This is a genomic window from Paractinoplanes durhamensis (assembly GCF_016862175.1).
In the GTDB taxonomy this organism is placed as follows: Bacteria; Actinomycetota; Actinomycetes; order Mycobacteriales; family Micromonosporaceae; genus Actinoplanes; species Actinoplanes durhamensis.
On sequence record NZ_BOML01000005.1, the window covers coordinates 100,642 to 114,479 of the forward strand.

A 13,838-nucleotide genomic window follows, 5' to 3' on the forward strand; every position below is an offset into this window, starting at 1 on the left:
GCCGTATCAAAACCTTGTTTCGGTACGCCCGGAAACGTCATCGCCGAATCGGGGCCGCTCCCCGAGCTCCGCTCGGCTGACGGAGCAACCTCGGGGCCGCTAGCTGCGGAGGCGCCCGTTCCTGGAGATTTCGTCAAGCCATCACTTCCTGTTGGGCATAGGCCGGGTACCGCCGGACCAGCTCCAGCACCTCGTCGGCCACATCGGCGAGCCGGCCCGCGCCGACCGCCGAGTCCGGGTCGCTGCGCACCGCGGCGCCGATCAGCTCGGCCACCCGCCGCATCTCAGCTTCCCGCATGCCCTGCGTGGTCACGCACGGGGATCCGACCCGGATGCCGGACGCCACGGCCGGCCGCTGCGGATCGAACGGGATCGCGCTCTTGTTCAGCGTGATCCGGGCCAGGTCGCAGCGCGCCTCGGCCTCGACCCCGGTGACCTGTAGATCGCGCAGGTCAGCCACGACCAGGTGGGTGTCGGTGCCGCCGGTGACCGGCCGCATCCCCTCGTCGGACAGGCCCGCGGCCAGCGTCCGGGCATTGCGGACGACCTGCCGGGCGTACCCCTGGAAGGCGGAACCGGACGCCTCGCGCAGGGCGACCGCCTTGGCCGCGATGGCGTGCATCATCGGGCCGCCCTGGCTGAACGGGAAGACCGCCTTGTCGACCCGCTGGGCCAGCTCCTCGCGGCAGAGGATCATGCCGCCGCGCGGGCCGCGCAGCACCTTGTGGGTGGTGCAGGTGACCACGTCGGCGTGCGGCACCGGGGACGGCACCGCACCCCCGGCCACCAGCCCGATGAAGTGCGCGGCGTCGACCATCAGGTAGGCGTCGACCTCGTCGGCGATCTCCCGGAACAGCGCGAAGTCGATCAGCCGCGGGTAAGCGGTGGCGCCACAGATGATCACCTTGGGCCGGTGCGCCAGCGCGAGATCGCGGACCTCGTCGTAGTCGATCTCCTCGGTGTCCGGGTCGACCCGGTAGCCGATCGGATGGAACCACTTCCCGGAGAAGTTGGCCCGGCTGCCGTGGGTGAGGTGCCCGCCGTGCGGCAGCTCCATGGCCAGCACCGTGTCGCCCGGCTCGGACAGCGCCGCGAACGCCGCCAGGTTGGCCGAGGCCCCCGAGTGCGGCTGCACGTTGGCGTGCTCGGCCCCGAAGAGCCGCATGGCCCGGTCGACCGCGAGTTCCTCGGCCCGGTCCACCTGACCGCACCCGCCGTAGTAGCGCCGGCCCGGATAGCCCTCGGCGTACTTGTCGTTGAGCGTCGAGCCGAGCGCGGCCAGCACGGACGGTGAGGTGAAGTTCTCGCTCGCGATCAGCTGCAGGCCGCCACGCTGGCGGTCGAGCTCGTCGAGGAGGACATGGGCGATCTCCGGATCGTCGCGTTCGAGCCACGCGAAGTCCGGACCCCAGAAGGTGTCCACGTGCCCTCCCCCGGTTGCGGCCGAGCGGCAACGCTGCCGGAATCGAGCATATGGCGTAAACCCTGCCTGCTGCGGGCACACTTCGGTTATGCGGTGCTTGGTGACCGGCGCGACCGGTTATATCGGCGGCCGGCTGGCCCCCCGGCTGCTCGCCGCGGGCCACGACGTGCGCTGTCTTTCGCGCTCGGCGGCCCGGCTGCGGGACGCCCCATGGGCCGACCGGGTCGAGATCGCCCAGGGCGACCTGACCGACCCGTCCTCGCTGCGGGCCGCGCTGGACGGCATCGAGGTCGCCTACTTCCTGGTCCACTCGCTGGGCCGGCGCGACTTCGAGGAGCTCGACCGGCGGGCCGCCGAGAACTTCGCGGCCGCCTGCCGGGCGGCCGGCGTGCGGCGGATCGTCTACCTGGGTGGCCCCGAGCCACCGCCCGGCGAGCACGCCTCGGCGCACCTGCGCTCCCGCACCGAGGTGGCGAACATCCTGCTCGGCAGCGGGGTGCCGACCGCGGTGCTGCGCGCCCCGGTGATCATCGGGTCCGGCTCGGCGTCGTTCGAGATGCTCCGCTACCTCACCGAGCGGCTGCCGGCCATGGTCACCCCGCGCTGGGTCAGCAACCGGATCCAGCCGATCGCGGTCCGCGACGTGCTGCGCTACCTGATCGCGGCGGCGACCATGCCGGCCGAGGTGAACCGGGCCTTCGACATCGGCGGCGCGGACGTGCTCACCTACGCCGACATGATGACCCGCTACGCGAAGGTGGCCGGCCTGCGCCGCCGGATCATCGTGCCGACCCGGGTGCTCAGCCCGTGGCTGTCGGCGTTCTGGGTCGGCCTGGTCACGCCGGTGCCGAACGCGATCGCCCGCCCGCTGGTGGCCAGCCTCGTGCACGAGGCGGTGGCCGGCGAGAACGACATCGCCGAGTACGCGCCGGGCGACGAGACGATCGGCTTCGACGAGGCGGTCCGCTTCGCGCTCTGCAAGGTCCGCAACGCCGACGTGGAGACCCGCTGGTCGAGCGCGGCCGGCCGGGACTCGGCGGCCGAGCCGCTGCCCAGCGACCCGGACTGGTCCGGCGGCACCGTCTACGTCGACGAGCGCTGCCAGGAGGTGCACGCCCCGGTCGAGTCGCTGTGGCGGGTCATCGAGGGGGTCGGCGGCGAGAACGGCTGGTACTCGTTCCCGCTCGCCTGGTCGGTCCGCGGCTGGCTGGACAGGCTGGTCGGCGGGGTCGGCCTGCGCCGCGGCCGGCGCGACCGGCACCGGCTGCGGGTCGGCGAGGCCCTGGACTGGTGGCGGGTCGAGGAGATCGTGCCGGGTTCGCTGCTCCGGCTGCGCGCCGAGATGCGGGTGCCGGGGCGGGCGTGGCTGGAGATGACGGCGAGCGCGGACGGCGACGGCCGGAGCGTCTATCGGCAGCGGGCGGTCTTCCTGCCGCGTGGGCTGGCCGGGCACGCCTACTGGGCGTCGGTGCTGCCCTTCCACGGCATCGTCTTCAAGGGCATGGCCCGCAACATCGCGCAGGGCGCCGAGACGTCTATCTAGTCGCGGCCCGGCCGAGGCGGTCGCGGACAGCCAGCCATTCCTCGGTCGGCGGCGGCTCCTGCACCAGGATGGTGGTGACGCCGGCGTCGTCCAGGCGGTGCAGGGCGGCGTACAGGTCGGCGGCGTACTCGCGGGGATCGGCCGAGAGGATCTCGGCGCCCTCGGTGGCCGCGCCCTCGTAGGTCAGGACGCCGGCCGGACCGGTCACCTCGACGTCGCGCACGTCCTTGGCCAGGATCAGCGTCGCCCGCGGCGCGTAGTGCCGCTTGCTCATCCCGGGCGACGGCCGGGCGGCGCCGTCGGCGGTCTCCGCGTCGCGCAGGGCGATCGCGCCGGTCACGTCGCGCAGCGCCCGCAGCGCCAGGGCGCCCGGCCGCAGCAACGTGGGCACCGGCGTGGTCAGGTCGAGCACGGTCGACTCGATGCCCCACGAGCTCGGGCCGCCGTCCAGCACCAGCGGCACGTCCGGGAGGCTGCGCAGCACGTGCGCGGCGGTGGTCGGCGAGATGCCCTCGGAGCGGTTCGCGCTCGGCGCGGCCAGCGGCAGCCCGCTCGCGGCGAGCAGGCGCAGCGCCACGTCGTGCGCCGGGATCCGGACGGCGATCGTGTCGTCGTCGGCGCCCACCCCGGTCAGGTGCCGGGCCCGGCGCACCACCAGGGTCAGCGGCCCCGGCCAGAACGCCGCGGCGAGTTCGTCGGCGTTTTCCGGCCAGTCCGCCGCCAGTTCACGGGCGGCGGCGACGGTGGCCACGTGCACGATGAGCGGGTTCCAGGACGGGCGGTTCTTCAGGCGGTAGATCTCGCCGACCGCCCGGTGCGAGAACGCGTCGGCGCCCAGCCCGTAGACCGTCTCGGTGGGGAAGGCGACCACCGACTCGGCGCGCAGCAGCGCGACCGCCTCGGCGATCCCGGCCGCATCAGGTTGGACGATCCGGCCGGTGGCGACAGCTCCGCTCACGACAGGAGAAGCGTGGCGAACGGGACCGTGGTGTCCTCGATCTCGTCGCCGATGCGCTGGAACGTCTGGTCGCCGCGGCCCCACGGGTCGTCGAGGTCGTCGCCGGGCTGCGGGCCGTCGGCGGCGCGCAACGCACCGACCGCCTCGACGATGGCGGCACCGCGGGCGTGCACCGAGTCGGGTTTGCCCTCGCCCGGCGGCAGGGCGGACCGGTCGACCGCGGCGAGCAGCCGGCCGAACTCCCCCATCACGAAGGTGCGGTCGGCGGCATCCGGGCGCAGCGCCACCACGTAGTCGTACTGGTCGGCGGTGGCCGTGAAGATCAGGTCGGCCTCGTCGATGAAGTCACCGCGCAGCTTGCGGGCCTCGAAGCCGGTGGTCGAGCCGCCGCGGGCGCGCACCAACCGGGCAGCGGGCGGGTTCATCTCCTCGCCCTCGTGCCAGCCACCGGTGCCCGCGCTGACGCTGCGCAGCAACTGGTCGCCGTCCTCGCCGGCCCGGTCCCGCACGGCCCGGGCCAGCAGCCGCTCGGCCATCGGCGAGCGGCAGATGTTGCCCATGCAGACGTGCAGAACGGTGAAGGGGGCCATCTCAGGCCTCCGGCGCGAGGAGCTCGGGGACCACGTCGCGCAGCTTCTCGAACGGGATCGCGCCGGCCCGCAGCACCCGGGGCACGTCCCCGGTCACGTCGACGATCGTGCTCGGCGCCGGATCGTGCGCCGGGCCCGCCTCCAGATAGACGCGCACCGCGTACTCCAACTGGTCGCGCGCCTCCTCGGCGGTCGTCGGCGCGGGCTGACCGACCTTGTTGGCGGTGGTCACCGCCATCGGGCCGACCTCGCGCAGCACCTCGAGCGCGACCGGGTGCAACGGCATCCGCACCGCGATCCGGCCGCCGGTGTCGCCCAGGTCCCACTGCAGGCTCGGCGAATGCTCGACGTAGAGGGTGAGCGCGCCCGGCCAGAACGCGTCGGCCAGCTCGCGGGCCGCTCGCGGCAGCGAATAGACCAGGCCGTCGAGGGTGTGCCGGGAGCCGACCAGCACCGGCGGGGGCACCTGGTTGGTGACACTGCGGGCGTGGTGCAGCGCGGTGATCGCGTGCGGGGTGAACGCGTCCGCGCCGATGCCGTAGACCGTATCGGTGGGCATCACCGCGAGCTCGCCACTCTTGACCGCCTCGACGGCGGCGGCGATGCCGCGATCGCGGTCCGCGGTGGTACGGCAGTCGTAGAGCATCACACCGTGCAGTCTGCCATGCGTCAGCCGATACCGATCAGCCCAACCTCGCCGTCGCGAAGCGCGGCCGGCCGGTCAGGTCGGGATGCGCGGCCACCTCGGTGAATCGACCGTCCGCACGGAGGAGTTCGGGAACGGCGTCGCCGTGCACATCATCATGCTCAATTCCGACATGTCCCCCGGATTTCAGCAGCGTCGCGGCCAGCGCGATGACCGGTCGGATCACCGACAGGCCGTCGGCGCCGCCGAAAACCGCCTCGGCCGGATCGTGGTCGGCGACCTCGGGCGGCACCGGCGTGCCCTCCGGAACGTAGGGCGGATTGCAGAGCAGCACGTCCACCCGGCCGGCGAGGGCGGCGAGCAGGGCCGGATCGGTGACGTCGCCCTCGACCACCCGCACGGCCGGGAAGGCGGCCGCGTTGCGGCGCAGGAAGGACAGCGCGACCGGGGACCGTTCCACGGCGTACACCTCGGCGGCTTTGCTCTCGTCGGCCACCGAGAGAGCGATGGCACCGGTCCCGCTGCACAGGTCGACCACGACGGCGCCCGGTGCCGTCCGGTCGATGCCCCACCCGGCCAGGAGCTCGGTCTCCGGACGCGGGATGAAGACGCCGTCGCCGACCGACAGCTCCAGGTGGCGGAACGCGGCCGTGCCGAGCAGGTGCTGCAGCGGGATCCGGCGGGCCCGCTCGGCGACCAGCGTGGTGAATCGGTGCAGCTCATCCGGGCGCATCGCGTCGACGAGCAGCAGCCGGCCCCGGGAAATCTCCAGCACGTGGGCGGCGAGCCACTCGGCATCGACGCGGGGCGACTCGACACCCGCCGCGGCGAGCACGGCCGTCGCATCGGTCAGTGCTTTCGATACCAAAGGTCGGCAGGGGTGTTCGTTGTCCGGGTCCACGGCATAATCATCAAACGTCACGTGCGACGCCGACCGGCCGGGTCGGTGCATCGACGCGCGGCACCCCGGTGGGAGGCGCCCGGTGAGTTGGTTGGACCAGCTCCCTGAAAACGTCGAGGAGCTGAAGCGTGCCGGCCACCTGCAACAGAACGGGCGGTCCGCTGAGGCACTGCCCATCCTCGACAAGGTGCTCGCGACCGCCATCGACCCCAACACCAGGGCGTATGCACTGATCCAGCGTTTCGGCGCACTGATCAACCTGGGCCGGATCGCCGAGCTGTCCACCGCGATGACGGTGGCCGCCAACGCGGTCCGTGAGATCCCGGACCCCTACCTGCGCGGCCAGATGCACGCGTTCGCGGCGCTCGGCGCGCACCTGCAGAGCAATCTGGACCGTGGCGTCACCCACCTGGTGCAGGCGTCCCGGGCGCTGGCCGCGGTGCGGGAAAACGACAGGGAGACCGCCTGGGGCTGGCACGACCTCGCGATGGCCTACTCCTATCTCGGCTTCCACGGCCACGCGCTCACCGCCATCGAGCAGGCCCGGCAGGTCGGCGCCGCGGTCGGGCTGGCCCCGGAGATCTTCGCGGCGCCCGGCATCCGGCTGCGCAACGCGGTCTCCCTCGATCACCAGGGCGACACCGACGGCTGCCTGCGCGTGCTGCGGGACATCGACGCCGAGCTGACCCGTTACGTCGCGATCGGCGCCGACCAGATGCGCCCCGGCAGCCGCGCCGCGTACGGCTACGCGCTCGCCCGCCGGGCCGCCCTCGGCGAGGAGACCGAGGCCAACGCCGTGCGGTGGCTGACCGGCGGCGGCGACAGCATCCGCACCCGCGACCTCAGCCACCTCGGCCAGGTCTGCCTGAGCATCGCGGCCGGCCGCCCGCAACAGGCACTGGCCATGCTGGACGCGGTGCCGGTCGCCGCCGAGATCCTCGGCGCCGCCGAGCCGGCCCGGCTGCGCAGCATCTGCCACGCCGCGGCCGGCGACCACGAGGCCGCGCACGCCGCCGACCGCTACGCCTTCCGCCTCGCCGTCCAGCGCATCGACCGCCTGCGCGACGGCTACCTGGACGGGGTCGCGGCCCGGCTGGACGCCCAGGAGACCGGCCGCGACGCCGACCGGTACGGCGACGAGACCCTCAACGACCCGCTCACCGGCCTGCCCAACCGCCGCCAGCTGGAGCGCTACGTCGGCGCCATGCTGGAGCGCGGCGAGCGGGCCGCGATCGGCGTCTGCGACCTGGTCGGCTTCACCGCGGTCAACGTGCGGCACGGCCGGCACTGCGGCGACCTGGTGCTGCAGCGGATCGCCGGGGTACTCAACCGGGTGATGCGCCGCGGGGACTTCGTGGCCCGCTTCGCCGGCGACGAGTTCGTGCTGGTGCTGCCGGGGGCCGGGGCCGCGCAGGCGGCCGAGGTGTCCCGCCGGATCACGGCCGCCACCAGCGCGGAGAATTGGCAGGTCCTGGTGCCAGGCACCCCGATCGGCCTGGCGGCGGGCTGGTCCGAGGTGGGCACCAACGGGCGAACACTGAGTGCGGCGTTAGCCGCCGCGGCCGCGAATCGCACGCCTACGAGATGACCACGATCGAGCTCGGTGAGATCGACTCGAGGCCCGACCCCGGGCCGCCCACCGAGTTCGGCTCTCACCTGGCTCGCCGGTCGGTGACCATCCTCAGCCTGCTGCTCTGCCTGTTCGGCGTGGCCGCGTCGGCGCCCGGCGCCGTCCCCACCATCCATCCGCTGTGGCGGGTGCCGGTCGCCGAGTCGGACGGCACCACGCTCGGCACCGACACCGCCTACCTTCAGCGCTCCCGGGCCGGCCAGTCCCACCTCACCGCCTACGACCTGGCCACCGGCGCGATCCGGTGGGAGACGTCGATCGACGGCACGCTCGGCTACACCCAGCTGGCCGAGCAGGCCGGCCTGATCCTGCTGCCCACCGACCCGGAGCCGGCCCAGGTCGACGACCTCCGCTACGCCGCCTTCACCAAGGGCACCACGGCGCTGGACATCGACACCGGCGCGACCCGGTGGACGGCGCCGGGCGAGCCGATGCTGATCAGCGACCGGACGGCCCTGATGGTCGACTACTCCGGCGACGGCGTCTACGCCCGGCTGCGGCTGATCGGCATCGACGCGGTCCCGCCCCGCGCGATCTGGAGCCGGGAGACCCCGGACGTCGAGTCGCTGGCGTTCGAGCTCACCGGCGAACGGGCCGACCGGATCATCACGGTCAGCCGGGCCGGGGTGGTCAAGGTGATCCGGTTCGCCGACGGCACCCTGCTGGCCGGCGCGCGTATCCCGTGGCGGACCCCCGACCCGCAGCAGGGCGAGTTCAACGACGTTGCACCGGCCGGGGAATATCTGGTGGTGAACCGGGCCCGTCAGAACGACGCCGACCTGACCGTCTACCACCTCGGCACGCTCGACGAGGCCTGGCAGATCGGCACCCCGCGCGGGTACGCGTTCCCCTGCGGCACGAGCGTGTGTTTCGAGGACGAGGACCGGCTCACCGCGTACGACCCGGCCACCGGCGAGATGCGCTGGCAGCGGGTCGGCCTCGGCAGCAGCTGGGCGGCCGGCCCGGACCGGGTGGTGGCCGACGTGCCCGGCGTCGGGCAGCAGCTGTTCGACGCGGACACCGGGCTGCCGGTCGGCGAGGCCGGGGCCGGCGAAACGGTCTGGACCACCGAGCCCGGCGAGGCCGTGCTGGTGCTGCGGGCCACCCGCGAGCCGGCCGGCCACACCTCGATCACCCGATGGGACCTGGCCACCGGGCGCCGCGACCTGCTCGGCGCGGTCGACAACCTGGTGGTGAACCGCTGTCAGTCGGTACGCCACTACCTCGGTTGCTTCCAGGGCAACGAGTTCGTCGTGACGGCGGTCGGCTGATGACGACCATCGAGTTGGGCGAGGTGACCGAGGACGCGGTCACCCCGCCGATGCCGGTCAACATCCCGCGGCTGCGCCGGGCGGCACTCGCCGTACTGGCCGCGGCCGGGCTGCTCGCACTCGGCGGCTCGGCCCACCCGCCTCCGGCCGGCGTCCACCCGTTGTGGTCGACGCCGCTGCGGTCCGGCGAGTCCTGGTCGCTGTCCGCCGACACCGCCTACCTGTCCCGGCTGGACGACAAGGTCTCGGCCTACAACCTGACCACCGGGGAACTGCGCTGGAACGTGCCGGCCGGCGCCGACCTCAGTGGCGACTTCGGCGCCACCGGGCCGCAGCCGCTCGGCGACCTGGTGCTGGTGCCGGCCGACCCGAAGGTGATCACGCTGGAGCAGCCGGACGGCTCGCTGCACTTCTTCATGACGATCCGCACCACCATCGCGCTCGACGCCACCACCGGCGACGAGCGGTGGCGGACCAGCGGGCAGGCCACCAGCTACGGAAACGCCGGCCCGCTGCTGATCTCCGAGGACGAGGACAATGCCCGGACCATCCGTCTGCGGCTCGTCCGAGCGGCCGACGGCACCGACATCTGGAACCGCTCGATCCCACCGGCGCAGTCGTGGACCCCGATCCTGGACGGCGACCGGCCGGTCGCGATCGCCACGGTGACGCCGGACGGCCTGGTCACCGTCTACGACTACGCGACCGGGAAGCCGCGGCGCAGCCTCCGCCTCCCCGACACGGACACCGGACAGCGCTACACCGCGCTGATGTCGGCCGGCGGCAACCTGGTGGTGATGCGCGACCGGGAGGCCGGCACCGAGACCACCGTCTACCGCCCGGACGACCTGCGCGCGCTCTGGCACACCACGCAACAGACCGCCTACCTCACCGAGTGCGGCGAGATGGTGTGCGCGATCGGGGACGGCGTGATCATCGGACACGACCCGCAAACCGGCCGGCAGACGTGGCAGCTGCCCGGGATGCGCGACATGACCATGGTCGGCCCCAACCGGATGGTCGTCACCGGCGACCTGGCGACCGGCGACAACTTCCTGGTCGAGCCGAGTTCCGGGCAGACCGTCCACGGGCCGATCGTGGGCCGGCTGGTGACCCGGCAGGGCCAGGCCGGCACGCCGACGTTCCTGCGCCCGGCCGCCGAACCGCCGGGCCGGCTCGCGGTCGTCACGGTCGACCTGGCCGACGGCACCGAGCACAAGCTCGGCACCGTCCCGGCCATCACAACCGAGGACATCTGCACCACCGCCGACGGTTACCTGGCCTGCGTGCGCGGCGGCGCGCTGGAGATCACGGCCGTCGGCTGATCTCCGTGTCGCCGGCCAGCCGGGCCTGCCGGTCCGCCTCGCCGAGCGCGTCGAGCACCCCGTCCAGCTCCCCGCCGAGCACCAGGTCGAGGTTGTAGGCGGTGTAGCCGATCCGGTGGTCGGTGATCCGGTTCTGCGGGAAGTTGTAGGTACGGATCCGCTCGGAGCGGTCCACCGTACGCACCTGGGCCTTACGCGAGTCGGAGGCCGCCGCGTTGGCCTCCTCCTGAGCCAGCGCCAGCAGCCGCGACCGCAGGATGCGCAGCGCCGACTCCTTGTTCTGCAGCTGGCTCTTCTCGTTCTGGCAGCTCACCACGGTGCCGGTAGGCAGGTGGGTGATCCGCACGGCCGAGTCGGTGGTGTTGACCGACTGGCCACCCGGGCCGGACGAGCGGAACACGTCGATCCGCAGGTCGTTCGGCTCGATCTGCACCTCGACGTCCTCGGCCTCGGGCAGCACCAGCACGCCGGCCGCCGAGGTGTGGATGCGGCCCTGCGACTCGGTGATCGGCACGCGCTGCACCCGGTGCACGCCGCCCTCCCACTTGAGCCGGGACCAGACGCCGTGGCCGCCCTGGGGCACGCCCTTGGTCTTGACCGCCACCGAGATGTCCTTGACGCCGCCCAGGTCCGACTCCTGCGAGTCGATCACCTCGACGACCCAGCCGTGCCGCTCGGCGTAGCGGGTGTACATCCGCAGCAGGTCGCCCGCGAACAGCGCCGACTCCTGGCCGCCCTCGCCCGCCTTGATCTCGACGATCACGTCCTTGGCGTCGTTGGGGTCGCGCGGGATGAGCATCTCGCCGAGCTTCTCCTCCAGCGGCGCCAGGGTGGCCGCGACCGCCTCCACCTCGCCGGCGAACGCCGAGTCCTCGGCCGCGAGCTCCCTGGCCGCGGCCAGGTCGCCCCGGGCCGCCTCCAGCTCGGCGTTGGCCGCATAGATCGGGGCAAGCTCCGCGAAACGCCGGCCGACCCGGCGCACGAGGGCCTGGTCGGCGTGGATGGAGGGGTCCTCCATCTGCTTCTCCAGGTCCGCGTACTCCTCGAGAAGCGAGCTGAGCCGGTCGTTGCTCACAGTTATTTCCCCCAGATACGAACGGCGCCCGCCCCCGTGGATCGGGGTGCGGGCGCCGTTGAAGCAGTTACTTCTTCTTGGCCGCGTTCACCTTGGCGTACTTGGCCTGGAACTTCGCAACCCGGCCCGCGGTGTCCAGGACGCGCTGCTTGCCGGTGTAGAACGGGTGGCAGGCGCTGCAGGTCTCGACGCGGATCTCGTCGGACTTGGCGGTGCTACGGGTCGTGAAGGTGCTGCCGCAGGAGCAGATGACCTCGGTGGCCGTGTACTCCGGGTGGATGCCGTTCTTCATTTTTCTCGGTCCCTCTCGATAAAACGGTCGCCGGGTCGCTGTCTGCACCGCGCCGCCCCGCCAGGGCGGTGGGCTCGGGCGTGAACCGGAACCTTTACTGGCCGATGGACCAGTCTGCCATGCGAAGTTCTCCGACGAGAAATCGGGCGACTTTCCTGATCCGCTGTCGATAACGTGAGCGCCCCTCAGGGCATTCCCCGCGGAAAGGAACGGCACCATGACGCTGCTCGCCGACGTCCTCGATCCGGCCGAATTGGCCACCGTGGTCGAAACCGGACTGGTCCGACGGCAGCGCCACCCCAGCCTGCCCCTGTCGATCTACAACTACACCGAGGCCTGCCAGTACACCGGCGCTTGGACGCCGGTCACCCTGGCGTGCCGTGGTCTGATCGTGGACGACGCCGGCCGGGTCCTCGCCCGGCCTCTGCGGAAATTCTTCAATCACACCGAGGCCCACGCGCCCCAGGCCGACGGCCAGGTCCGGGTCACCGACAAGTCGGACGGTTCGCTCGGGATCATCTACCACGACGGCACCGGTCTCGCCGTCGCCACCCGTGGGTCGTTCGCGTCCGACCAGGCGATTCATGCTACCGAGCTGCTCAACAAGCGGTATGCCGACTTTGTCCCGCCGACCGGCCGCACCGTCCTCGTCGAGATCATCTACCCGGGCAACCGGATCGTGGTCGACTACGCCGGGCTGGACGACCTCGTCCTGCTCGGTGCGGTCGACATCGCCACCGGCCGCACCTACGGCCCGGAGGGGGTGCCGGAGTGGCCGGGCCCGGTCGTCGAGTCGTTCGACTACCCGACCTTCGCCGACGCGCTCGCCGCTCCCCCGCGCGACGGCCGGGAAGGGCTGGTCGTTCACTACCTTGCGGCCGACGAGCGAGTGAAGATCAAGTACGCCGAGTACGTCCGGCTGCATCGCCTGGTCACCGGGCTCTCCGCGCGTACCGTCTGGGAGGTCATGGTGAACGGCGACGGGGACCTGGACGCGATGATCGAGCCGTTGCCGGACGAGTTCCACCCCTGGGTCCGTGGCGTCGCCGCCGAGCTCACCGCCATCGTCGAGGCCCAGGCGACCGCGATCGAGGCCGCCTTCGCCGCGATCGTGGCCGAGCTGCCGGACGGCTGGGGCCGCAAGGAGTTCGCGGCCGCGGCGGTGCGCAGCGAGCACCGGGGAGCACTGTTCTCCCGGCTCGACGACAAGGACTACCGTCCGAGCCTGTGGCAGCGGGTGCGGCCGGAGGGCGATCGGACTCCGCACGGGACCAAGGTGACCGAGGAATGACGAGACTGCTGATCACCCGGGGGCTGCCGGCGTCCGGCAAGACCACCTTCGCGCGCAAGCTGCAGCCCCGGGTGGTCCGGGTCAACCGGGACGACCTGCGCCGGATGCTGCACGGCGACCGGCTCTACACGCAGTGGGCCGAGGGGCAGGTGACGCATGCGCAGCGGGCCGCGGTCGAGGCGCTGCTGCGCGCGCACGCCGACGTGATCGTCGACGACACCAACCTGCGGGCCAGGACCGTGCGCGAGTGGGCCGAGATGGCCGCGCGGCACGGTGCGACGTTCGAGGTGCACGACTTCACCGACGTACCGCTGGAGGAATGCCTGCGGCGCGACGAGACCCGCCCGGAGGATGTGCGGGTCGGCGAGGTCGGCATCCGGCGGATGCACGAGCGCTACCTGGCCGGCCGCAACCTTCCGCTGCCGGTGCCGTTCGTCGAGCCGGGCGGTCCGGGCGTGGTCTACGAGCCGGATCCGGCGCTGCCGGAGGCGGTGCTGGTCGACATCGACGGCACCGTGGCACTGATGGCGGGCCGCAGCCCGTTCGAATGGTCGCGGGTCGGCGAGGACGCCCCGAATCCGGCGGTGATCTCGGCGGTCCGGGCGATGCACGCGGCCGGCTACGCGATCGTCTTCTGCTCGGGCCGGGACGCGGTGTGCCGCGCGGAGACCGAGGCGTGGCTCGATCTGTACGTCGGTGTCCCGTATGCGGCGTTGTTCATGCGACCGGAGGGCGACAGCCGCAAGGACGCGATCGTGAAGCGCGAGATCTTCGATACCGAAGTGCGCGACACCTGGCGGATCGCCGGGGTTTTCGACGACCGCCAACAGGTGGTACGTATGTGGCGAGCGCTCGGGCTCACCGTTTTCCAGGTCGCGGAGGGAGACTTCTGA

13 protein-coding genes are annotated in these 13,838 nt (G+C 72.4%); 6 read left to right on the top strand and 7 right to left on the bottom strand.

Annotated elements, in window-relative coordinates:
• Window positions 1-133: 133 nt before the first annotated feature.
• The gene (gene glyA, locus Adu01nite_RS02380) at window positions 134-1,423 is read right to left on the bottom strand and encodes a serine hydroxymethyltransferase (RefSeq protein ID WP_203724536.1); all 1,290 of its coding nucleotides are present in this window, start codon (window positions 1,421-1,423) and stop codon (window positions 134-136) included.
• Between the two features lie 88 nt (window positions 1,424-1,511).
• Here glyA and Adu01nite_RS02385 point away from each other — a divergent pair, with 88 nt between their 5' ends.
• Entirely contained in the window at window positions 1,512-2,966 is a 1,455-nt protein-coding gene (locus Adu01nite_RS02385) for an SDR family oxidoreductase (RefSeq protein WP_203724537.1), read from the top strand.
• Here the strand turns inward: Adu01nite_RS02385 and Adu01nite_RS02390 are convergent.
• From Adu01nite_RS02390 to prmC, 4 genes are read right to left on the bottom strand one after another with little or no spacing between them, the layout of a single operon-like run.
• Window positions 2,959-3,924: an L-threonylcarbamoyladenylate synthase gene (locus tag Adu01nite_RS02390; RefSeq protein WP_203724538.1), complete on the bottom strand. Its 966-nt coding sequence runs from the start codon at window positions 3,922-3,924 to the stop codon at window positions 2,959-2,961. The two genes, Adu01nite_RS02385 and Adu01nite_RS02390, sit on opposite strands and share 8 nt — an antisense overlap.
• A complete protein-coding gene (locus Adu01nite_RS02395; protein WP_203724539.1) occupies window positions 3,921-4,514 on the bottom strand; it encodes an arsenate reductase/protein-tyrosine-phosphatase family protein in 594 nt (197 codons plus the stop codon). Before Adu01nite_RS02395 ends, Adu01nite_RS02390 begins: the two co-directional genes overlap by 4 nt.
• 1 nt (window position 4,515) lies before the next feature.
• A complete protein-coding gene (locus Adu01nite_RS02400) occupies window positions 4,516-5,160 on the bottom strand; it encodes an L-threonylcarbamoyladenylate synthase (protein ID WP_203724642.1) in 645 nt (214 codons plus the stop codon).
• 37 nt (window positions 5,161-5,197) lie between these two features.
• Window positions 5,198-6,061: a peptide chain release factor N(5)-glutamine methyltransferase gene (gene prmC / locus Adu01nite_RS02405; protein WP_379131146.1), complete on the bottom strand. Its 864-nt coding sequence runs from the start codon at window positions 6,059-6,061 to the stop codon at window positions 5,198-5,200.
• A gap of 82 nt (window positions 6,062-6,143) precedes the next feature.
• Here prmC and Adu01nite_RS02410 point away from each other — a divergent pair, with 82 nt between their 5' ends.
• The 3 genes from Adu01nite_RS02410 to Adu01nite_RS02420 are packed head-to-tail and all read left to right on the top strand — an operon-like array spanning window position 6,144 to window position 10,287.
• Window positions 6,144-7,649, top strand: a complete 1,506-nt coding sequence (locus Adu01nite_RS02410; protein WP_203724541.1) for a GGDEF domain-containing protein — start codon at window positions 6,144-6,146, stop codon at window positions 7,647-7,649.
• Window positions 7,646-8,962: an outer membrane protein assembly factor BamB family protein gene (locus tag Adu01nite_RS02415; RefSeq protein ID WP_203724542.1), complete on the top strand. Its 1,317-nt coding sequence runs from the start codon at window positions 7,646-7,648 to the stop codon at window positions 8,960-8,962. Before Adu01nite_RS02410 ends, Adu01nite_RS02415 begins: the two co-directional genes overlap by 4 nt.
• Window positions 8,962-10,287 (top strand): outer membrane protein assembly factor BamB family protein, encoded by a 1,326-nt coding sequence (locus Adu01nite_RS02420; protein ID WP_203724543.1) that lies wholly within the window; start codon window positions 8,962-8,964, stop codon window positions 10,285-10,287. Before Adu01nite_RS02415 ends, Adu01nite_RS02420 begins: the two co-directional genes overlap by 1 nt.
• Here the strand turns inward: Adu01nite_RS02420 and prfA are convergent.
• Window positions 10,271-11,362 (bottom strand): peptide chain release factor 1, encoded by a 1,092-nt coding sequence (gene prfA, locus Adu01nite_RS02425; RefSeq protein WP_203724544.1) that lies wholly within the window; start codon window positions 11,360-11,362, stop codon window positions 10,271-10,273. The genes Adu01nite_RS02420 and prfA overlap by 17 nt on opposite strands.
• A gap of 67 nt (window positions 11,363-11,429) precedes the next feature.
• The gene (rpmE, locus tag Adu01nite_RS02430) at window positions 11,430-11,654 is read right to left on the bottom strand and encodes a 50S ribosomal protein L31 (RefSeq protein WP_203724545.1); all 225 of its coding nucleotides are present in this window, start codon (window positions 11,652-11,654) and stop codon (window positions 11,430-11,432) included.
• 217 nt (window positions 11,655-11,871) lie between these two features.
• Here rpmE and Adu01nite_RS02435 point away from each other — a divergent pair, with 217 nt between their 5' ends.
• Both Adu01nite_RS02435 and Adu01nite_RS02440 read left to right on the top strand, forming a co-directional pair.
• A complete protein-coding gene (locus Adu01nite_RS02435) occupies window positions 11,872-12,945 on the top strand; it encodes an RNA ligase (RefSeq protein WP_203724546.1) in 1,074 nt (357 codons plus the stop codon).
• Entirely contained in the window at window positions 12,942-13,838 is an 897-nt protein-coding gene (locus Adu01nite_RS02440) for a phosphatase domain-containing protein (RefSeq protein ID WP_203724547.1), read from the top strand. Before Adu01nite_RS02435 ends, Adu01nite_RS02440 begins: the two co-directional genes overlap by 4 nt.

Bases quoted from the DNA above. Each gene is read 5' to 3' on its own strand.
- Adu01nite_RS02385 (WP_203724537.1), top strand. From the start codon at position 1,512: ATGCGGTGCTTGGTGACCGGCGCGACCGGTTATATCGGCGGCCGGCTG.
- Adu01nite_RS02395 (WP_203724539.1), bottom strand. From the start codon at position 4,514: ATGGCCCCCTTCACCGTTCTGCACGTCTGCATGGGCAACATCTGCCGC.
- Adu01nite_RS02400 (WP_203724642.1), bottom strand. From the start codon at position 5,160: ATGCTCTACGACTGCCGTACCACCGCGGACCGCGATCGCGGCATCGCC.
- Adu01nite_RS02415 (WP_203724542.1), top strand. From the start codon at position 7,646: ATGACCACGATCGAGCTCGGTGAGATCGACTCGAGGCCCGACCCCGGG.
- Adu01nite_RS02420 (WP_203724543.1), top strand. From the start codon at position 8,962: ATGACGACCATCGAGTTGGGCGAGGTGACCGAGGACGCGGTCACCCCG.
- rpmE (WP_203724545.1), bottom strand. From the start codon at position 11,654: ATGAAGAACGGCATCCACCCGGAGTACACGGCCACCGAGGTCATCTGC.
- Adu01nite_RS02435 (WP_203724546.1), top strand. From the start codon at position 11,872: ATGACGCTGCTCGCCGACGTCCTCGATCCGGCCGAATTGGCCACCGTG.
- Adu01nite_RS02440 (WP_203724547.1), top strand. From the start codon at position 12,942: ATGACGAGACTGCTGATCACCCGGGGGCTGCCGGCGTCCGGCAAGACC.